The following is an 18,973-nucleotide window of genomic DNA, read 5'->3' on the forward strand; positions in this document are numbered from 1 at the left end:
ATGAGGGTATTTCTGGCGGAAATTCGCCCGAACTGGCCATTGTGCAAGTGCAGCAGAAAAATGTTCATCTGCTATAAAGCCTGTGGCCGCAACGGAAAAGGCCGGCCCGGAGGTCCGGGCCGGCCCTTGATCCCGCAAGCTGCGGAGATCAGTAGCAGACGTACCAGTATTCGCAGTAGCCGTACCAGTCGCACCAGTATTCCCAGTAGCAGGCGCCGCGGGTCTTGGTTTCGGCGGCGTCGCGCAGCTCTTCAACCTTGGCCATGACCAGCGGGTCATCCTTGCCGATGGTGGCGGCTTCATCCAGCACCGCGTTCAGATCCAGAGCCTGGCCGCCGGATTCGATGGTGGTGCCCTCGGCAACCGAGACCATCATCTGCACGCCGGCGATGATCGCCAGAGCATCCTGCTTCGAGCGGCCATAGTTGATCATCGCGGTGGCGGTGGTCAGGGTGGAGCTGGCCTCGGCCTGAGCGGGGCCCGAGGGCGGCGCGGCGGTTTCGGCCATAACAGCCGGTGCGGCGGCCAGAACGGCGGCAGAAAGGGTAAGAGCAGTCAGAAAGCGTTTCATGTTCAGTCTCCCAAATTTCAAGGTCAACACGACCGGGGGCAGTTGGCTTCAATCGACCCGTTCGCCGGGTGCCTGATGAATGTGCAATACAGTGCGGATTCCTTCAAATGAAAATGCCCGTCATGAAAGGCCGCCAAATGCGCCTGCGGGCTGGATTTCCTGACCTCTCCCCCTGTTTTTCAACCCTGGGGAGAAGTCAGGTGCAGAACGCGGGATCAGTCCCGGGTTCCGGCAAAGCGGACCTGCCATTCGGCCCGCTCTTCATCGGTGATCTTGCGGAACAGGTTTTCCGGCACGGCAAAGCCATGACCCGGGGCCAGATGGCGCAACGCGGCGCCCACATCTTCGGGCCAGCCCCAGTCCGTGCTGCCCAGGGCGGTCATCATCGTCTCGGCCGCGTCCGGGATGAAGGGGCGCGACAGGACCGCGTAAAGCCGGATCAGGTTCAGTCCGAACCGCACGATCGCCTCGGCCTGCGCGGGGTCGGTCTTCACCACACTCCACGGCGCGGCGGATTGCAGATATTCGTTGCCCGCGACCCAGATCGCCCGCAGTTCGGCCGCGGCCTTGCGCACTTCGATCGCATCCATCAGCCGTTCATATTCGCGCACGCGCGCGGTCAGATCGACGATCAGCGCCTCTTCCTGCGCGCCGAAGGCTCCGCCTTCCGGCACCGTCTCGCCGAATTTCGACCGGGCGAATTTGGTGACGCGGCTGACGAAATTGCCCAGAACGTCGGCCAGATCCTTGTTCACGCTGACCTGGAAATTCTCCCAGGTGAATTCGCTGTCGGCGGATTCAGGGGCGTGGGACAGAAGCCACCAGCGCCAGTAATCCGAGGGCAGGATCGACAAAGCCTGATCCATGAACACCCCCCGCCCGCGCGAGGTGGAGAACTGGCCGCCGTCATAGTTCAGGTAATTGAAGGACTTGAGGTAATCGACCATCTTCCACGGTTCGCCCGAACCCAAAAGGGTGACCGGGAAAGACAGGGTGTGGAAGGGCACGTTGTCCTTGCCCATGAACTGGTAATAGGTCACGTCATCCGCGCCCTTGTCGGTGCGCCACCAGCGTTCCCAGTCGGTGCCCTTGCCGGCATCGACCCATTCCTGCGAACAGGCGATATATTCGATGGGCGCGTCGAACCAGACGTAGAAGACCTTGCCCTCCATCCCGGGCCAGGGCTGGTCGCCCTTCTGAACCGGAATGCCCCAGTCCAGATCGCGGGTGATGCCGCGGTCCTGCAGCCCCTCACCATCGTCCAGCCATTTCAGCGCGATGGAGGTGGTCAGGACCGGCCAGTCGGTCTTGGATTTGATCCAAGACCGCAGCTCATCGCGCATCAGCGACTGGCGCAGATACAGGTGCTTGGTCTTGCGCAGCTCCAGATCGGTGGAGCCGGAAATGACCGAGCGCGGGTTGATCAGATCCGTCGGGTCCAGCTGCTTGGTGCAGTTGTCGCACTGGTCACCGCGCGCGCTGGTGAAGCCGCAGTTCGGGCAGGTCCCCTCGATATAGCGGTCGGGCAGAAAGCGGCCGTCGGTGACGGAATACATCTGTTCCGTCTCGCCCTCGCGGATCAGGCCGCGTGCATCCAGCACGCCCGCGAAATGCTGGGTCAGCCGGTGGTTCTGCGGGCTGGAAGAGCGGCCGAAATGGTCGAAGGACAGCCGGAACCCCTCGGCAATCCCGGCCTGGACGGCATGCATCTCCGCGCAATACGCGGCCACCGGCTTGCCCGCCTTGGCTGCGGCCAGTTCCGCGGGGGTGCCATGCTCGTCGGTGGCGCAGAGGAACAGCACCTCATTCCCGCGCCCGCGCATGTAGCGGGCGAACAGATCGGCGGGCAGCTGGGACCCCACAAGGTTGCCCAGATGCTTGATCCCGTTGATATAGGGAATGGCGGAGGTGATGAGAATCCGTGCCATGGATGCGCCTTTCGTCCCGGTTCCGCGCGGTTTAGCGCGCCATGGGACGAAGGGCCAGTGCCTTGCAATACCGGTTTCCCATTGCGCGGGCTGACGCCCGCAAGCCTTTTGCCTCGCCCGCCGCCGCTGGCGCGGCTCTGGGCTCAGGAAAGCCTCCGGCGGGGATATTTAAGCAAACTGGAAAGGCCCATTCCACTTTGTCCAAATATCCCGGGGGGTGAGCCCGGAACGGACGAGGGGGGCAGCGCCCCCCTTCCTGTTTCAGAGGGCCGTGTAGCCACCGTCCACCAGATGGTAGCTGCCGGTGATGAAGCTGGCCTGATCGGACAGGAGGAACAGCGTCAGGGCAGAGACCTCTTCCGCCCGCCCCAGGCGGCCTGCCGGATGCTTGGCGATCAGCCATTGCCGCGTCGCCTCGTCAAAGCCGGAGAGGAGCGGCGTGTCGATGAAGGCAGGCCCCACGGCATTCACCCGGATGCCTTGGGTCGCATATTCCTGCGCGGCGTTCTTGGTCAGGCCGATGACGGCATGTTTTGCCGCGACATAGGCCGGGGCACCCGCAAAGCCGACGGAGCCGAGGATCGAGGCCATGTTCACGATGGCGCCGCCGCCGGATTTCAGCATGGCCGGAATGCCGAAGCGCAGCCCGAAGAAGACCGCGTTCAGGTTCACCCCGATCACCTGATGCCAGCCGTCGATCGGATAGTCGCCGGTCGGGGCCGAGGGGCCGCCGATCCCGGCATTGTTGACCAGAAGGTGCAGGCCACCCTGCGTCATTGCGGTTTCCACCAGTTTGGCCACTGTTCCCGGGTCCGACACATCGCCCGAGGCCGGCACTGCTTTGCCGCCCGCGGCGGTGATGCGGGCGACGACGGTTTCCGCCGCCTCTGCCTTCAGATCGGCGGCCACCACGGTGGCGCCTGCCGCGGCGAGATCCAGCGCGATGGCTTCTCCGATGCCCGAGCCTGCACCGGTGACCAGCGCAACCTTGCCGTCAAATCTGATGTCCATCCGAATCGTTCCTTTCGCTGCCTTCGGGCAGTCTAACACCATGTCCGGGAACGGCTGTTTGACACGGGTCAAGTCGCTGTGGCTTGAGCGGCAGGGACTGCGCCGTATAGGCTGGGGGCCGAAAGGAAACCTGCAATGAAGATGATTCCGCTGGGCCGCACCGGCCTGACCGTTCCGGAGCTGTGCCTTGGCACCATGACCTGGGGCAGCCAGAACACCGAGGCCGAGGGCCATGCCCAGGCCGATCTGGCGCTGGACCGGGGGGTGACCTTCTGGGACACCGCCGAGATGTATCCCGTGGCCCCCGTCCGGGCCGAGACGGTGGGCGATACCGAGACCATCATCGGCAACTGGCTGGCGGCGCGCGGGGGGCGGTCGCGGCTGGTTCTGGCCACCAAGGTCACCGGCAGGAGCGAGTTCGTCCGTCCCGGAGAGCCGGTGACCGGGCGCAGCCTGCGGGCGGCGCTGGAGGGTTCGCTCCGCCGGTTGCGGACCGATTACATCGACCTCTACCAGATCCACTGGCCGAACCGGGGCAGCTATCACTTCCGCCAGCACTGGGATTACGCGCCGCGCACGCTGGACCGCGCGGCCGAGACGGCGCAGATGACCGACATCCTGACCACCGCAAAGGCGCTGGTCGATGAGGGCAAGATCCGTGCCATCGGCCTGTCGAATGAAACGGTCTGGGGCGCGTCGCGCTGGCTGCATCTGGCCGATATGCTGGGCCTGCCGCGGATGGCGACGATCCAGAACGAATATTCGCTGCTCTGCCGCCAGTTTGACACCGACTGGGCCGAGTTGAGCCTGGTCGAGGACATGCCGCTTCTGGCCTTTTCGCCGCTGGCGACCGGTCTTTTGTCGGGGAAATATGCGGGGGATGTGACGCCCGAGGGCACCCGGCGTGAACGCACGCCGGATCTGGGCGGGCGGATCACCGCACGGGTGTTCCCGGCGGTGGCGGCCTATCTTGGTGTGGCGGCACGGCACGGGCTGGACCCCTGCCAGATGGCGATCGCCTTCTGCCGGTCGCGGCCCTTTGTCACCATTCCGATCATCGGCGCCACCACATTGGACCAGCTGGAGACCAATATCGCCGCGGCGGATCTTTCTCTCTCGCCCGAGGTTCTGGCCGATATTGCCGAGGTTTACCGGGCGCATCCGCTGCCCTATTGACGCGGCCCGCTTGCGGGGCCGGGGTGTTTCGGGGCAAGCTGCGCGAAACGGGCAGAAGCGGCGGGAAGCCGATGGCAGGAGCTTTGCGGAACATCTGGGCCATCGCCTGCGTCCTTGCGCTGGCGGGATGTCAGCTGTCGCTTCCCGGCGGCGGCACGAAAGCCTCTGCCGGGCCGAACCCGGTGACCGGGGGAGAGATCACGGTCACACCGCTGGATGATCCGGCCCCTGCGGTGCCGGTCCCCGCTCCGCCACCGCCTGCGGACAAGCCGGAGGGAAAACCGTCGGCCACAGCGCCCGCTCTGGTGCCGGAAGCCGCAGCGGCGCCCGTCTCCACCCCGGTTGCTGCGCCTGAAGTGCCTGCAGAGCAGAAATCCGCGGCGCGGCTGGCCTGCGAAAAGCGCAAGGGCGTCTGGTCCAAAGCCGCGAATGGCAGCCATTCCTGCGTCAGCTATACCCGTGACGGCGGCAAGACCTGCCGGTCGGCCGGCGACTGCGACGGCGACTGCCTGGCCCGGTCCGGCACCTGTGCCCCGTTCACGCCGCTTCTGGGCTGCAACGACATTCTGGATGACAGCGGCAGAAGGATGACCCTGTGCCTCGATTGAAGCTTTTTCTTCTGATGGCGCTGGCCGCCTGTGCGCCCGCGCCCAAAACCACGGTCAGTGCCTTCCGTCCGGCGGATGCGCCGCTTTATTCTGCGGCGGCCTTCCAGCCCGCCCGGATCGAAGGCGAGTGGCGGCAGGCGGCGGCGCTGTCGGCCGCGCCCACGCCCGGCTGTGCCCCGGGGGCGGTGCGGTTTCAGGGCGGCACGGTCTCCGGCAGCCTGTGCCTGAACGGGCGGCAGGTTGCGGTGAGCGGACCCTATAATATCAGCGGGCCGGGGCGGCTTCAGGTGCCCGGCATGGGCGATTGGTGGGTGATCTGGGTGGACAGCGGCTATCGCACGCTGGCGATTGCCACCCCGCGGGGGGATTTCGGCTTTGTCCTTGACCGCGGGTCGATCAGCCCGGACCGGCTGGTGGCGGCCGGTGAGATCTTTGAATTCAACGGCCACAGCAAGGCCCGGCTGCGGCCGTTCTGACCGGAGCCCCCCGCAGGATATTTTCAGACAGAAAATGAGGCTGGGCGGGTTCAGTCCAGTGGCAGGGCACGCAGATGGGCGGCGATGTCGCGGGCGCCGATCTCTGCGCCGCGGACCAGTGTGTCGAAATGGCCGGTCAGCGCCTCCACCCGGGCGGGATCGCGGTAGACCATATAATGCTGGCCCAGATAGATCAGCGCCGCCTGCGGGCCGAAGATGGTGACCGGGGCCGAAAACATCTGGCGTCCGTCATACAGGCACAGCCGCAGCCGGGGATAGAGCTGCTCGGCCAATGTGGCCAGCCGGTCAATCTGTTCGGCCCTGATGTCGCGCGGAAGGCCGTCGTAATAGCCGCTGCCCGCGGCAAAGGCCGCGACCTCGTGCCGGGGCAGGGCGATTTCATAATCCGACCCCGCGCTGCGCATCCAGGCCAGCCGCTCTTCAAAGGCGCGCAACGCCTGATCGGGGCTGCGGCCCAGTGGACCGGCATATTCCCATTCCACCACCGCGCGGGTCTTCAGCATATCGGGCAGGGTGGCGGGGACATGGCGAATCTTGAACCCGGCCGCCGCCTGATGAAAACCGAAGAGCGCATCGTCGATCAGCGCACGGGGCGCGGCGGTCAGCGTGGTCAGCGCGGCCATCAGATCCCCTGCGGGTTCCGGCCGGTTGGAGAGGCCCAGAAGCCAGTCGGATGAGACGGCCAGCGCCGCCGCACAATCGGCAGCGAGCTGGGCATTGGGCAGGCGCGTGCCCGGTTGCAGCAGGGCCGAAACGGTGGAGCGGTCCACCCCCGTCGCCCGGGCAAGGGCCGCCTGTGACAGGCCACACCGGGCCATCGCCTCGGCTAGTCGGAGCCGGAACAGGCCGGCACGGTCGCGCTTGTCGATTCTTTCTTCCATATAGCGATAATACAGAACATCCGTTGCACTTGGGGGACAATCTGCAGAATTCCGGGACGAATGCGGCGATGCTAACATTGCTGCATCTGCATGATGACGAGGCCGAAGTGATCCCGCCCCATACCGACCGCCTGCCCCTTGAATGGCCGACGCTGCTGCTTCTGGGCGTCACCTACGGGCTTTGGGGGCTGGGAACCACGGCCCTGTGGCAGATCTGGCCGCCTTTGGGTCTTCTGGCGGTCACGCTGGCGGTGGCGCAGCATTCCTCACTGCAACATGAGGCTTTGCATGGCCATCCGTTCCGCAACCCGCATCTGAACCATGCGCTGGTTTTCCCGGCGATCGGGCTGTTCTATCCCTATCTGCGCTTTGTCGACACGCATCTGGCGCATCATCACGACCCGGTCCTGACTGACCCCTATGACGACCCCGAATCCAATTACATGGACCCGGCGGTCTGGGCGCGGCTGCCGCGGGCGGCGCGGCTGGCCTTGCGGGCGAACAACACGCTTCTGGGGCGGATGGTGCTGGGGCCTTTGATCGGCGGTCTCTGCTTCTACGCGGGCGATCTGCAAAAGGTGTTGCGCGGTGACCGGCGGGTCCAACAGGCCTGGGTGCTGCATCTTCTGGGGCTGGCGCCGGTCCTGTGGTGGCTTCTGTCCGTGGCGCAGATGCCGCTTTGGGGCTGGGCACTGTCGGCCTATCTGGGCCTGTCGCTCTTGAAGATCCGCACCTTTCTGGAGCATCGCGCGCATGAGCTGCACCGCGCCCGGTCGGTGGTGATCGAGGACAAGGGGCCGCTGGCGCTGCTGTTCCTGAACAACAACCTTCATGCGGTGCATCACATGCACCCGGCAGTGCCGTGGTATCGCCTGCCCGCGATGTACCGGGCGCGGCGCGACCATTACCTGCGCCGGAACGAGGCCTATGTCTATCCGGGCTATGGCGCCGTGTTCCGGCGGCATTTCCTGCGCGCAAAGGACCCTGTGCCGCATCCGGTCTGGTCCGCGCCGCGGGACTGACCGGGGATCAGGTCAGGCGGCGGAAGGTCGGGACCGGGCCGGAATTGTCGAAGAACGGCACGCCGGGCTGGGTGCCGCCACGGGCCAAATGGGTGACCTCGGCCAGCACCACCTCGGTCACGAAGGGCAGATCCAGCGCGCGCGCCTCGGGCAGGCCGATCCAGTGCAGATGGGACAATTCGTCTTCGGCGCGGGAAAAGTCATCGGGATCGACGGCAAGCCCCGCGGCATCGGCCAGAAAGAACCGCGCGTCAAAGCGACGGCTGCGGCCCGGCGGCGTGATCGCGCGAAAGACAAAGCGCAGCGGCGGCGCATCAGGGCGCAGGGTCAGCCCGGTCTCCTCGGCCAGTTCGCGCAGCGCGCAAGCGGCCAGCGCCCCGGCCTCCGGCCCCAGACGGCGGGCGCAATCGTCGGACAGCGCGCCGGGCGCGGATCCTGCCGCATCGGCCGGATCCATTGCCCCGCCTGGAAAGACATATTTCGATGGCATGAACACCGCCCCCGCACCGCGCTGACCCATCAGCACCCGCGGGGCGGCATCCCCGTCACGGCGCAGCAGGATGACCGTGGCGGCGGGACGGATCGCGTCAGGCGCGCTCATCTTTGCCGAACCCATGCATGCGCTTGGCCCATTGCAGGCCGATGAAGGCGCCTTTCAGCCGGGGCAGCAGGAACAGGCACAAAGCCACGCTGCTGACCGACAGCACGGCGGCGGTGACCAGCGGGTCCGGGTCCCAATGGGCATAAAGGAACAGCATCACCGGGGCGATGATATGGCCGACGATCAGGATGGTCAGATAGGCCGGTCCGTCATCGGCGCGCTGATGGTGCAGATCCTCGGCACAGACGGGGCAGGCGTCATGCACCTTGAGATAGCCCTTCATCAACGGCCCTGCCCCGCAGCAAGGGCAGCGCAGCCGCCAGCCGCGCAGCATGGCGGGCCACAGGGGGCGGTCCTCCTCGGGTGCGGCGGACAGGGCAAGGGACGAAGCGGATGAATCGGTCATGGCGGTTCCAGAGATCTGCGGGGCATGCCCCTGCATGAACATGTAGGGCGCTTAACGCCGAATGTCACAGGCAACAATTGCCGCAGGGGGCGGCGGGCCACAATTGCCGCAAGGCGCAGGGGCTGCAAGGCACGCGGCAAAGCATCAGCAAAAACCCGCGACGGAAACCGCCGGCCGCTGCGTTTGAGACAGCAGAACGGGGCCGGGACGACAACCAGCGGGCACCCGGAAAGGACAGAGCGATGAAGAAGACCTTGCTTCTGGGCGCAGCGGCCGTGTCGGCGATGGCCGCCCTGACGGTTCCGGCCTTGGCTGGGCGCGGCGGTGGTATGGCGGGCGCGGCCTTGCTGGACCGGTTCGATGCGATCGACACCAACCGGGACGGCAAGCTGACGATGGATGAACTGCGGGCTGACCGGCTTGCCCGGCTGACCGCGGCGGATGCCGATGGCGACGGGGCCCTGACGGCAACGGAATTCGCCACCCTCCGGCCCGAAGCCCGGGCCGGGCGGATGGCAAAGGCGTTCTCGCATATGGACAAGGACGGGGACGGCAAGGTCATTCTGGCCGATCTGTCCGGCGATCACCGGGGCGATGGCATGTTCAAACGGGCTGACACCGATGGCGATGGCGCGTTGTCAAAAGCCGAGATCGAGGCCGCGCTGGCGCATCGGGCAGAGCACCGGAAGGACAAGCCGCAGGACTGACGCCTTGCGCCGCCCCGCCGGACGGGTAAGACCCGAAGGATGACCATGGCCCGCGACACGATCCAGCCCGATGCCGGTGCGGACAGCGACGAAGCGTTGCTGGCCCGCTATGGTGCGGGCGATGCGCAGGCGGCGCGGCTTCTGGTCGCGCGGCTGGCGCCCCGGATCGCGGCCTATGCGGGCCGCCTTCTGGGCGACGACCGGGCCGAGGCCGAGGATGTGGCGCAGGAGGCGCTCTTGCGGCTCTGGCGGGCGGCGCCCGGCTGGCGCGAGGGCGAGGCGAAGGTCACGACCTGGCTTTACCGGGTGGTCACCAATCTGGCGACCGACCGGCTGCGGGCGCGACGGCGGCGGCGCCCGGGACCGGCGCTGGAGGATGTGCCGGAACCGGAAGATGCCGCGCCGGGCGTGGTGGCACGGCTGGTGCAGGCCGACCGGATGGCGGCGCTGGAACTGGCGCTGCAAAAGCTGCCCGACCGGCAGCGCGAGGCGGTGGTGCTGCGGCATCTGGAGGGGCTGTCGAACCCCGAGATTGCCGAGGTGATGGGTGTGGGGGTCGAGGCGGTGGAAAGCCTGACCGCCCGCGGGAAACGGGCGCTTGCGCTGGCCTTGCAGGGGCAGCGCGGGGCCATCGGATATGAAGGGGACGCGCCATGACGGACCGGACCATGACAGAGCAGGACCTCGACCGGCTGTTCGCGGCGGCGCGGACCAGCCCGCCCCCCCCGTCAGAAGATTTCATGGCGCGGGTGTTGGCCGATGCGCTGGAGGCGCAGCCGCGGGCGTTGGCGCCTGGCGTGGCGGTGCCGGTGCGTCCGCCGCGCCGCCGTTTCTGGGCGGTGCTGTCGGCCGGATTCGGCGGCACCGGCGTGCTGGCCGGTCTGGCCTCGGTCGCGGTGCTGGGGCTGTTCTTCGGCTATGCCGACCCGACCGGCCTGACCGACAGCCTGCTGTCCGGCAGCAGCAGCGATCTTGAGATGGTCCCCGTGGCCTCATTGTTTCTGACCGAGGGTTGAGAGATGACAGACCCCGTTGCCCCGATCTCGCCGCCGCCAGCCCGCACCCGCGGCTGGGTCAAGGCGCTGCTGGCGGTGTCCCTTGCGCTGAACCTTGCTGTGGGGGGCGTGGTTGCGGGCAGCTATCTGCGCAACGGCGGCCCGCCGCGGGCCGAGCGGGACATCGGCCTTGGCCCTCTGGCCGAGGCGCTGACGCGCGAGGACTGGAAGGCGCTGCGCGGCGCCTTCCTTGACCGCCACCCCGATCTGAAGAAGGGCCCCGAGGTGCTGCGCGCGGATTTCGACGCCGTGCTGGCCGCGTTGCGGGCGGAGCCGTTCGATCCGGCGGCGGTGGATGCGGCGCTTCTGACGGTGAAACTGCGCAATGAAGCGCGGCTGAATTCCGCCCGCGAGGTCATCGCCGATTACATCAAGGGTCTGACGCCAGAGGCGCGGGCCGTGATCGCGGACCGGCTGGAAAAGGTTCTGGCGCGGGGACGCAAGAAGGACAAGGACAAGCACGACGATTGACGGCCCGGGCGGCCGATGTCGGGCAAGGAGCGGTTCAAACGTGCTGCGCGTGGCGTTTCGCGTCTGAAATGTCGAAATCTGACAGGTGCCCATGCGACGACGCCGGCGAGGCCTGGCCCCTCGGAACCGTCAGGCAGCGCTGCGGCTGAGCGTGACCAGGTTGCGGCCCGCGGTCTTTGAGCTCATCAGCGCGCGGTCGGCCTGTTCCACCGTCGCCGTGCAATCGCCAGCGCCCTGGGCAGAGGAGCCGATGGCCACGCCGATGGAAACGGTGATCGCCAGCCCTTCGCCCGAGGGCAGCGGGACCGGCTGTTCGCCCACGGCCTGACGCAGCCGTTCGGCCACCTGCTGCGCCTCGGCCAGACCGGTCTGCGGCAGGACGACCAGAAATTCCTCTCCCCCGATGCGGGCGAGGAGATCGGTGATCCGCAAATTCTCGGTCAGGCGGCGGGCCACCTCGATCAAGACGGCATCGCCCGCGGCATGGCCGTGCCGGTCGTTCACCGATTTGAAACGGTCCAGATCGACGACCATCACGGCAAAAGACGACCCTTCGGCCGCGGCCTGTTCGGCGATTCCGGCCAGCCGCGGCATGGCATAGCGGCGGTTGTAGCTGCCGGTCAGCGGGTCGATCATCGCCAGCCGCAGCCCTTTTTCCATGGTCTGGCGCAGCCGGTCCGCCCGCCGCTTGCGCCGCAGAAGCGCGCGCAGCCGCAGGTCCAGCTCGGTCCCCAGAACATGCGGGGTGATCACCTCATCGGCGCCCAGATCAAAGGCCATCGCCGCGGTGGCGGCATCGCCGGGCGGCGTGACGACGCAGAAGGCCATCATCCGTCCGGCGCCTTGGCTGATCATCTGCGACATCAGGCGCAATCCGCCGTGGGTACCATCCAGATCCGCCTCGATCACCAGAACGTCGGGAAGGCCGGTGATACCATGCAGTGCCCCGCCCAGCACCTGTTCCCGGCAGAGGAGCGTCAGCCGGTCACGCATCCGCCCCGTGATCTGCCGCCGCCATGACAGCCCGGTTTCGGGGCGCGCGGTGACAACGCCGATGACGGGCGCGACATCGAATTCCGCCCCGCCCTCGGCCAGGCCGAACATCGACTCGGCCTCTGTCCCCCAGGCGCGGGTCACAAGCCCGGCTTCGGCCCGCAGGCGCAGAAGGCTGCGGATGCGGGCGAACAGCACCGCTTCGTCTGCGGGACGGGCCATGACATCGTCCACCCCGGCGCCAAGCGCCTCAATCCGCGGTTCGGGCGCATCGGCCGGGGTCAGCGCGATCACCGGCATGTTCCGCGTGGCCGGATCCGCCCGCAGCGCAGCCATCAGGCGCCGCACGCTGTAATCCGGCAGGGGCAGGCCCAGCAGGATGAGATCCGGCTTTTCACCCCGCGCCATGCGCAGCCCGGTTTCACCGTCCGGGGCAAGGATCGGGGTGTAGAACGCATCACTGAGCCGGACCTTTCCGATGATCCGGTTCGTGGCCGTTCCATCAATGATCAGGATGCGTCTGTTCATGCCACTATGTGCGTATGCGCCAGAAGTCAGGATTAACTTAGAACGCGAGAAGGTTAAGAATTGATTTCCGACTCTTGTTCTCGCAGTTACCATAACGTCAAATTCCCGTGGGCCCGTGCGGGGAAACGCATGTGAAAAAGGAGCGTCGGGATGAGCCGGCAAGATTCCGCCCATGCCCTGGCATTGCAGGCGCTGGCCTTCATTGTTTCCGAGCCGGAAACGGCGGGCGGTTTTCTGGCGCAGGGCGGGCTGAGCCCGGATGAGCTGGCCGCGCGGGCGGGTGATCCGGATCTTCTGGCCGCTGTGATGGATTTCATCCTGTCCGAAGACCGGCTGGTTCTGGACTTTGCCGCAACAGCCGGGGTGGCGCCCGAGAAGATCCTGTCGGCCCGGGCGGCGCTGCCGGGGGGCGATGCGCCGCACTGGACCTGAGGGTGCAGTTGCCTTTCACCGGCGGAACGCGCATCACTTCGGTCAGGGCATCGCGGGCAGGATGGGCATGATCGACGGAATCGTCTTCGACAAGGATGGCACGCTCTTTGATTTCCGGCGCAGCTGGGGGCTTTGGGCGCGCATGTTTCTGACCGGAATCGCCCGTGATGCGGAGCATTTCGCCCGATTGGCCGAGGCCATCGGCTATCTGCCGGAAGAGAACAGCTTTCGCCCCGACAGCCCGGTGATCGCCGCCACCGCCCCCGATATTGCCGAGGCTTTGGCCCCGCATCTGCCGGGCCGCAGCGTGGCACAGTTGACGCAGGCCATCGACACTGCGGCCGCCAGCGTGGCGATGGCCGAGGCAGTTCCGCTGGTGCCGCTGTTCACCGCATTGCGTGCGCGCGGCCTTCGGCTGGGGGTGGCCACCAATGATTCCGAAGTGCCGGCCCGCGCCCATCTGGGCCGCCACGGGCTGACAGAGCTGGTGGATTTCATCGCGGGCTGGGATTCCGGCTATGGCGCGAAGCCCGGCCCCGGCATGTGCGCGGCCTTTGCCTCGCAGACCGGGTTGGACCCCGCGCGGGTCATCATGGTGGGCGACAGCCTGCATGATCTGGATGCCGGACGCGCGGCGGGAATGCGGACGATTGCCGTGCTGACCGGCATCGCCACCGCCCCCGATCTGGCCCCCCATGCCGATGCCGTGCTGCCCGACATCGGCGCGCTTCCGGCCTGGCTGGACACGCTTCCGGGGTGAGATTCCGGAGCGTCATCCGAAAACGACGCTTTCATGTCGCCCTTGCGGTGCGCATCGTCTCTGCGGCCTTGTCATCCTGACCGCCAGACAGATGGGGGATCATGATGACCGATGAACCGGGCCGCAAGCGTCGCGCCGGCGGGCGCGCGGGGATGAAGGCGCGGTCGGGCGCCTCGGTCATCGACCAGATGCCGTGGCGCATTCCGGTGAACCCGGACCGCCCGACCGAGCCCCTGGATGCCGAAGGGGTGCAGCGCGTCCACAAGACAGCGATGCGGATTCTACGTGACCTCGGGATCGAATTCCTGAACCCCGAGGCGGTGAAGATCCTGAAGGAAGCGGGTTGCATCGTGAACGGAACCAACGTCCGCATGGACGAGGATTTCGTGATGGAGATGCTGTCCCACGCGCCGCGGGATTTTACCATCACCCCCCGCAACCCCGAGCGTGAGATCGTTCTGGGCGGCAAGCATATGGTCTTCGTCAACGTCTCCTCGCCCCCGAACGCCTGGGATCTGGAGCGTGGCAAACGCGCGGGCGATTTCGAGACGTTCAAGGAATTCATGAAGCTGACGCAGTTCTTCAACTGCATCCACGTCGCGGGCGGCTATCCGGTGGAGCCGATCGACATCCACCCCTCGGTCCGGCATCTGGACTGCCTGTTCGAGAAGCTGACCCTGACCGACAAGGTGGTCCACGCCTATTCGCTTGGCGCGGAGCGGGTCGAGGATGTCATGGAGATGACCCGCCTTGCCGCGGGGCTGAGCCATGCGGAATTCGACGCGCGGCCGCGGATGTATACCAACATCAACTCGGTCAGCCCGCTGAAGCACGATTACCCGATGCTGGACGGCGCCATGCGGCTGGCGCGGCGCGGGCAGCCGGTGGTGGTCACGCCCTTCACGCTGGCGGGCGCGATGGCGCCCGTGACCATGGCGGGCGCAGTCGCTTTGTCGATTGCCGAGGCTTTGGCCGCGGTGGCGCTGTTGCAATATATCAAGCCTGGCTGCCCGGTGGCCATCGGCACCTTCACCTCGAACGTGGATATGAAATCGGGTGCGCCCGCCTTCGGCACCCCGGAATATATGCGCGCGACCCAGATGACCGGGCAACTGGTGCGGTTCTACGGCGTGCCGATGCGCGCGAGCGGGGTCTGCGCGGCCAATGTGCCCGATGGCCAGTCGATGTGGGAAACCTCGAACAGCCTGTGGTCGGCGGTGCAGAGCGGCACCAACCTTGTCTACCACGCCGCGGGCTGGCTGGAGGGCGGGCTGATCGCGTCCCCCGAGAAATTCGTGATGGACTGCGAGGTCCTGCAGATGATCCAGCGCTATTTTGAAGAGGCGACCTTCGCCTCGACCGACGACGATCTGGCCTTCGATGCCATCCGCGAGGTGGGGCCGAACGGCCATTATTTCGGCTGCCAGCACACGCAGGACCGCTATCAGCACGCCTTCTATGCCCCCTTCGCCAGCGACTGGCGCAATTATGAGGCGTGGAAAGAGGATGGCGCGGTCTGGACCGCCGAACGCGCGCACCGGATCTACAAGCAGATCATGGCCGAATTCGAGCCGCCGCCCATCGAAGGCGACCGGCTGGAGGAACTGACCCGCTTCGTCGCCCGCCGCAAGCAGGAGGGCGGGGCGCCGACCGACTTCTGATCCCGGCGCGGATCGCGGCGGAAGATCGCCGCCGAAGCCGCTGGATCGCTGCGGTTTTGCGGCGTAGGCTCCGCCCGCGAAACAGGGCGGGAGATGGTGGATGCAGGCTGTGGCGGGAAAAAGGCTTGTTCTTGCCACTGTCGGTGCGGCCGCCGGGTTGAGCCTGTATCTGGTGACCGAAGGGGCTGCGCGCGGACTGATCGGAAACCGTGCGGCGCTGGTTGCCGGGGTGGGGCTGGCCACGTTCTTCGCGGCGCTGCTGGTCCTGTCGGCGGCGCTGCCGCTGCTCCGGGCGGCGGGACGGGCTGCGCCGCTGGGGGTGCTGCTGGCCGGGCTGGCCACGCTGCTGATGTTCCGCTGGGACGATGCCTCGGGCATGCTGAACAGTGCCGGTCACAGCCTTGCCCTGCTGGCGGTGGCTGTGCTGCCGCTGCCCTTCCTTCTGACCGAGGCGACCACAGGTACATGGCGGAACTATCCGGGACTGTTCCGGCACAGCTGGACCATCCTGCTGCGGGGCGGCGCGGCCGTGCTGTTCACGCTGGCGGTCTGGCTTCTGTTGTGGCTGAGCGATGCGTTGCTGCAGGTGGTGGGATTGCGGCTGATCGGCTGGCTGGTCGATGTGGCGCCGATGCCATGGCTGATCTCCGGTCTCGCCTTCGGGCTGGCGGTGGCCGTGGTGGCCGAGCTTTCGGCGCAATTGCCGCCGCAGGCTTCGCTGGGGCTGGTGTTGCGGCTGTTGCGGCTGCTGATCCCGGTGGTGGCCGCCGTCTCGGCGGTTTTCGTGATTTCTGCGGCGGTCTGGGGGATCGACCGCGATTTCCGGCTGTTCTCGCCCGCGCCCACGCTGCTGGCCATGGCGGCGGCGGGTATCACGCTGATCACCGCAACGCTGGACGAGGACGGGGCACAGGCCACCCGCAACCCGTTGCTTCTGCGGGCGGCGCAGCTCATGGCGCTGCTGTTGCCGGCACTGGCTGTGCTGGCGGGCTGGGCGCTGTGGGTGCGGGTCGCGGCGCAGGGGCTGACGCCGGACCGGCTGTTCGCGGCGGTTCTGGTCGTTCTGGCACTGCTCTATGGTCTGGTCTATGCGGTGGCCGTCGTGCGGGGCCGGGGCTGGGCCGGACGCATCCGCCGGGCCAATCCCCTGCTGGCGCTGATGGTCATGGCGGCGGCGGTGCTGTGGCTGACCCCGGTTCTGGATGCCGAACGGCTGTCCGCCGCGGATCAGGCCGACCGCTTCCTGGAGGGCCGCAAGGCGCCCGATCTGCTGAATGCCGGGGATTTCGGCCGGCTGGGGCGGGCGGGCGCGGCGGCCCTGGCCCGGCTGACCGCCGAGGCAGAGAGCCGCGGCGATGCTGCGCTTCTTGCCGCACTTGCCGAGGGGGCGGGCAGTCCGCTCAACGAAGCGCGCACCGACAGTCTGCGGGCCGAGGTGGAGGCGATGCTGCCCGTCCAGCCCGCCTCGGCCACCGGCACCCGCAGCGCGCTTTTGTTCCTGATGCAAAGCTGGGAGCTTGAGGAGATCCGCAACGCCTGTGAAAGCCGCGATGCCGGAGGCGCGCCGGGCTGCGTGCTGGTGGTGGCCGATCTTCTGCCCGCGCTGCCGGGCGAAGAGGCGGTGCTGGCGCTGGACCGTGGCGGCTGGATCTCGGTCGAGGGGCTTTATCCCGAAGGCGGCTATGTCCTGCGCCGTCCGATGCAGAGCGGCGACGGCCGCATGCTGTCGGACGAGGCGATGCGCGACCTGATCGCCCGCTGGCAGGCCGCACCGCCACCTGTGGCGCCTGCCCTGCTGAACCAGATCGGAACCGGCACGTCCGGGCTGTTTTTCGTCCCGTAACGGCAAAGCATCCTGTTAACTTTTGTCTTCTACAGTCGCCCGGAACCGGATTCGGATACCCTATGTATGGTCTTTTCCTGCGCGCGCTTCAGGGCTATGTGACCGCCACGTTCGGCGGTGCCCAATGGTCTGATGTCCTTGCGCAGGCGGGTGTGGCCGGACGAGGGTTCGAACCGCTGATCTCCTACCGCATCGGGCTGTTCCGCGATGTGATCCGCGCGGCGGGGCAGGTGCTGGACCGCCCGCAGGACATGATCCTGGAGGATATGGGAACCCATATTGTTGCCAATCCGGTGCAGCCCGCGCTGCGGCGGCTTTTGCGCTTTGGCGGCAGCACCTTTGCCGAATTCCTGCTGTCGCTGGAGGAATTGCCCGAACGTGCGCGGCTGGCGCTGCCCGACATCGACTTTCCGCGGCTGGAGCTGTCCGAAGCGGGGCCGGGCGAATTCAGGCTGACCTGCCGGACCGAGGCGCCGGAGCTGGCCCATGTCATGCTGGGTGTCCTGCGGGCCATGGCGGATGACTACGGGGCCTTGGTGATCATCGACGGCGCACGGGCGCGCATGGGGCAGGCGGTGCTGTCGATCCGCCTGCTGGAGGCGCGGTTTGCCGCGGGCAACCGCTTTGATCTGGCGCAGTCGGGTCCGGGCCATGCGTGATGGCGACCCCGGCGCCCTGATCCCGCCCCGCCGGAAAAGGTCGCCCCCGGCCGGGGCGGCGCGGTTGGGGGCGGCGGCGCTGGCGCGGCTGATGCCGATGCATCTGATCCTGTCCTCCTCCGGCCGGGTGCAGGCCGCGGGGCCGACGCTCAGCCGGCTGTTCTCGGCCCGCGGTCTGATCGGGCGATCCCTCTTCACCCTGTTTGAGGTGCGGGGGCCGAACCGGATCACCAATGCCGAAGGGCTGCGCGCGCGGCCCGGGCAGAAGCTGCAGCTGACATTGCGCGGCGGCGCGCAGGAGGTGCCCAGCCTGCGGATGCGGGGTCTTGCCGTGCCCTTGGAGGGGGAGGGGGGCTTTCTCGTCAACCTCAGCTTCGGGGTGGATATCGTGGCGGCGGTCGGGCTCCTGCGGCTGTCCGATGCCGATTTCGCCGCGACAGACATGACGATGGAACTGCTGTATCTGGCTGAGGCGAATGCCGCGGTCATGGCGGAGATGCGCGCGCTGTCGGCCCGGTTGGAAACCGCGCGCCTGCAGGCCGAGGAGGAGGCGCAGACAGATGCTTTGACCGGGCTGCGCAACCGCCGTGCCTGTGACAGCCTGCTGACCCGGTTGTGCCGCGACGGTGCGCCCTTCGCGCTGATGCATGTCGATCTGGACCGGTTCAAACAAGTGAATGACACGCTTGGCCATGCCGCGGGCGACCGGGTGCTGGTCGAAATCGCGCAGCGCCTGCGCGCAGGGACCGGCAGCCGCGACCTGCTGGCCCGGGTGGGCGGCGATGAATTCGTGGTGGTCCTGCCCGGCACCGCCAGCCCGCGCCGGCTGCGCGCCATTGCCGAGGGGCTGATCACCGCTCTCTCGGCGCCGATCCCCTATCAGGACGCGCTCTGTTCGGTTTCGGCCAGCATCGGAATCGCTTCGGTGGAGGAGGGGCGCCACCCCGAACCGGCCGAGGTTCTGGCCCAGTCCGATGCCGCACTTTACGCCGCGAAGGAGGCGGGCCGTGAATGCGTGCGCCTTGCGGGAGAGCCGCAGACCCGCCCGGCGCAATGGCTTCAGGCGGGGCGCTGAAACCGGAAACCTGCGGCCGGCTCCGATACGCTTCACAGGGCGGCCGCAGAAAATGGCAGAGCGGGTGATGCTGCCGCCCGGACCCGCG

21 protein-coding genes are annotated in these 18,973 nt (G+C 67.3%); 14 read left to right on the forward strand and 7 right to left on the reverse strand.

Annotated elements, in window-relative coordinates; all coding sequences use genetic code 11:
- Positions 1-148 precede the first annotated feature (148 nt).
- The 3 genes from ACO2Q5_RS09970 to ACO2Q5_RS09980 form a co-directional block, all read right to left on the reverse strand.
- Positions 149-571 carry a hypothetical protein gene (locus tag ACO2Q5_RS09970; protein WP_423290471.1) on the reverse strand — a complete coding sequence of 141 codons (423 nt, stop codon included), beginning with the start codon at positions 569-571 and terminating at the stop codon, positions 149-151.
- Between the two features lie 215 nt (positions 572-786).
- Positions 787-2,499: a methionine--tRNA ligase gene (gene metG, locus ACO2Q5_RS09975; RefSeq protein ID WP_423290473.1), complete on the reverse strand. Its 1,713-nt coding sequence runs from the start codon at positions 2,497-2,499 to the stop codon at positions 787-789.
- 261 nt (positions 2,500-2,760) lie between these two features.
- A complete protein-coding gene (locus tag ACO2Q5_RS09980; RefSeq protein WP_423290475.1) occupies positions 2,761-3,510 on the reverse strand; it encodes an SDR family NAD(P)-dependent oxidoreductase in 750 nt (249 codons plus the stop codon).
- A 135-nt stretch (positions 3,511-3,645) separates the two neighbouring features.
- Between ACO2Q5_RS09980 and ACO2Q5_RS09985 the strand changes: the two genes are divergently transcribed.
- The 3 genes from ACO2Q5_RS09985 to ACO2Q5_RS09995 all read left to right on the forward strand — a co-directional run bounded on the left by ACO2Q5_RS09985 (position 3,646) and on the right by ACO2Q5_RS09995 (position 5,770).
- Positions 3,646-4,686 carry an aldo/keto reductase gene (locus tag ACO2Q5_RS09985; RefSeq protein ID WP_423290477.1) on the forward strand — a complete coding sequence of 347 codons (1,041 nt, stop codon included), beginning with the start codon at positions 3,646-3,648 and terminating at the stop codon, positions 4,684-4,686.
- Positions 4,687-4,757: 71 nt separating this feature from the next.
- On the forward strand, positions 4,758-5,294 hold the full coding sequence (locus tag ACO2Q5_RS09990; protein WP_423290479.1) for a hypothetical protein: 537 nt from the start codon (positions 4,758-4,760) through the stop codon (positions 5,292-5,294).
- Positions 5,282-5,770 carry a lipocalin gene (locus ACO2Q5_RS09995; protein WP_423290481.1) on the forward strand — a complete coding sequence of 163 codons (489 nt, stop codon included), beginning with the start codon at positions 5,282-5,284 and terminating at the stop codon, positions 5,768-5,770. The genes ACO2Q5_RS09990 and ACO2Q5_RS09995 overlap by 13 nt, the downstream gene beginning before the upstream one ends.
- Before the next feature lie 50 nt (positions 5,771-5,820).
- Here the strand turns inward: ACO2Q5_RS09995 and ACO2Q5_RS10000 are convergent, their stop codons facing one another.
- A complete protein-coding gene (locus ACO2Q5_RS10000; protein WP_423290483.1) occupies positions 5,821-6,672 on the reverse strand; it encodes a helix-turn-helix domain-containing protein in 852 nt (283 codons plus the stop codon).
- 68 nt (positions 6,673-6,740) lie between these two features.
- Between ACO2Q5_RS10000 and ACO2Q5_RS10005 the strand changes: the two genes are divergently transcribed.
- The gene (locus ACO2Q5_RS10005; protein WP_423290485.1) at positions 6,741-7,694 is read left to right on the forward strand and encodes a fatty acid desaturase; all 954 of its coding nucleotides are present in this window, start codon (positions 6,741-6,743) and stop codon (positions 7,692-7,694) included.
- A 7-nt stretch (positions 7,695-7,701) separates the two neighbouring features.
- Here ACO2Q5_RS10005 and ACO2Q5_RS10010 read toward each other — a convergent pair whose 3' ends face one another.
- Together ACO2Q5_RS10010 and ACO2Q5_RS10015 are read right to left on the reverse strand one after the other, a co-directional pair.
- Complete coding sequence (locus tag ACO2Q5_RS10010) at positions 7,702-8,295, reverse strand: NUDIX hydrolase (RefSeq protein ID WP_423290487.1); 594 nt, start codon at positions 8,293-8,295, stop codon at positions 7,702-7,704.
- The gene (locus tag ACO2Q5_RS10015; RefSeq protein WP_423290489.1) at positions 8,282-8,701 is read right to left on the reverse strand and encodes a DUF983 domain-containing protein; all 420 of its coding nucleotides are present in this window, start codon (positions 8,699-8,701) and stop codon (positions 8,282-8,284) included. Before ACO2Q5_RS10015 ends, ACO2Q5_RS10010 begins: the two co-directional genes overlap by 14 nt.
- A 242-nt stretch (positions 8,702-8,943) precedes the next feature.
- Here ACO2Q5_RS10015 and ACO2Q5_RS10020 point away from each other — a divergent pair, with 242 nt between their 5' ends.
- Genes ACO2Q5_RS10020 through ACO2Q5_RS10035 form a run of 4 tightly spaced genes read left to right on the forward strand, consistent with a single transcriptional unit; the run spans position 8,944 to position 10,934 of the window.
- Entirely contained in the window at positions 8,944-9,408 is a 465-nt protein-coding gene (locus tag ACO2Q5_RS10020) for an EF-hand domain-containing protein (protein WP_423290491.1), read from the forward strand.
- A gap of 39 nt (positions 9,409-9,447) precedes the next feature.
- On the forward strand, positions 9,448-10,065 hold the full coding sequence (locus tag ACO2Q5_RS10025) for an RNA polymerase sigma factor (RefSeq protein WP_423290493.1): 618 nt from the start codon (positions 9,448-9,450) through the stop codon (positions 10,063-10,065).
- The gene (locus ACO2Q5_RS10030; protein WP_423290495.1) at positions 10,062-10,424 is read left to right on the forward strand and encodes a dihydroorotate dehydrogenase; all 363 of its coding nucleotides are present in this window, start codon (positions 10,062-10,064) and stop codon (positions 10,422-10,424) included. The genes ACO2Q5_RS10025 and ACO2Q5_RS10030 overlap by 4 nt, the downstream gene beginning before the upstream one ends.
- A gap of 3 nt (positions 10,425-10,427) precedes the next feature.
- Positions 10,428-10,934, forward strand: a complete 507-nt coding sequence (locus ACO2Q5_RS10035; RefSeq protein ID WP_423290497.1) for a periplasmic heavy metal sensor — start codon at positions 10,428-10,430, stop codon at positions 10,932-10,934.
- A gap of 129 nt (positions 10,935-11,063) precedes the next feature.
- Here ACO2Q5_RS10035 and ACO2Q5_RS10040 read toward each other — a convergent pair whose 3' ends face one another.
- Complete coding sequence (locus tag ACO2Q5_RS10040) at positions 11,064-12,455, reverse strand: diguanylate cyclase (protein WP_423290499.1); 1,392 nt, start codon at positions 12,453-12,455, stop codon at positions 11,064-11,066.
- Between the two features lie 150 nt (positions 12,456-12,605).
- Between ACO2Q5_RS10040 and ACO2Q5_RS10045 the strand changes: the two genes are divergently transcribed.
- The 6 genes from ACO2Q5_RS10045 to ACO2Q5_RS10070 all read left to right on the forward strand — a co-directional run bounded on the left by ACO2Q5_RS10045 (position 12,606) and on the right by ACO2Q5_RS10070 (position 18,885).
- Entirely contained in the window at positions 12,606-12,887 is a 282-nt protein-coding gene (locus ACO2Q5_RS10045) for a DUF3572 family protein (protein ID WP_423290501.1), read from the forward strand.
- A gap of 67 nt (positions 12,888-12,954) precedes the next feature.
- Entirely contained in the window at positions 12,955-13,647 is a 693-nt protein-coding gene (locus tag ACO2Q5_RS10050) for an HAD family hydrolase (RefSeq protein WP_423290503.1), read from the forward strand.
- A 104-nt stretch (positions 13,648-13,751) separates the two neighbouring features.
- Complete coding sequence (locus tag ACO2Q5_RS10055; protein WP_423290505.1) at positions 13,752-15,308, forward strand: trimethylamine methyltransferase family protein; 1,557 nt, start codon at positions 13,752-13,754, stop codon at positions 15,306-15,308.
- A 100-nt stretch (positions 15,309-15,408) separates the two neighbouring features.
- A complete protein-coding gene (locus ACO2Q5_RS10060; protein ID WP_423290507.1) occupies positions 15,409-17,151 on the forward strand; it encodes a DUF4153 domain-containing protein in 1,743 nt (580 codons plus the stop codon).
- A gap of 62 nt (positions 17,152-17,213) precedes the next feature.
- Positions 17,214-17,810 (forward strand): heme NO-binding domain-containing protein, encoded by a 597-nt coding sequence (locus ACO2Q5_RS10065; RefSeq protein ID WP_423290509.1) that lies wholly within the window; start codon positions 17,214-17,216, stop codon positions 17,808-17,810.
- On the forward strand, positions 17,803-18,885 hold the full coding sequence (locus tag ACO2Q5_RS10070) for a GGDEF domain-containing protein (protein WP_423290511.1): 1,083 nt from the start codon (positions 17,803-17,805) through the stop codon (positions 18,883-18,885). The genes ACO2Q5_RS10065 and ACO2Q5_RS10070 overlap by 8 nt, the downstream gene beginning before the upstream one ends.
- Positions 18,886-18,973: the final 88 nt, after the last annotated feature.

It is taken from the genome of Neotabrizicola sp. VNH66 (assembly GCF_049445895.1).
In the GTDB taxonomy this organism is placed as follows: Bacteria; Pseudomonadota; Alphaproteobacteria; order Rhodobacterales; family Rhodobacteraceae; genus Pseudogemmobacter.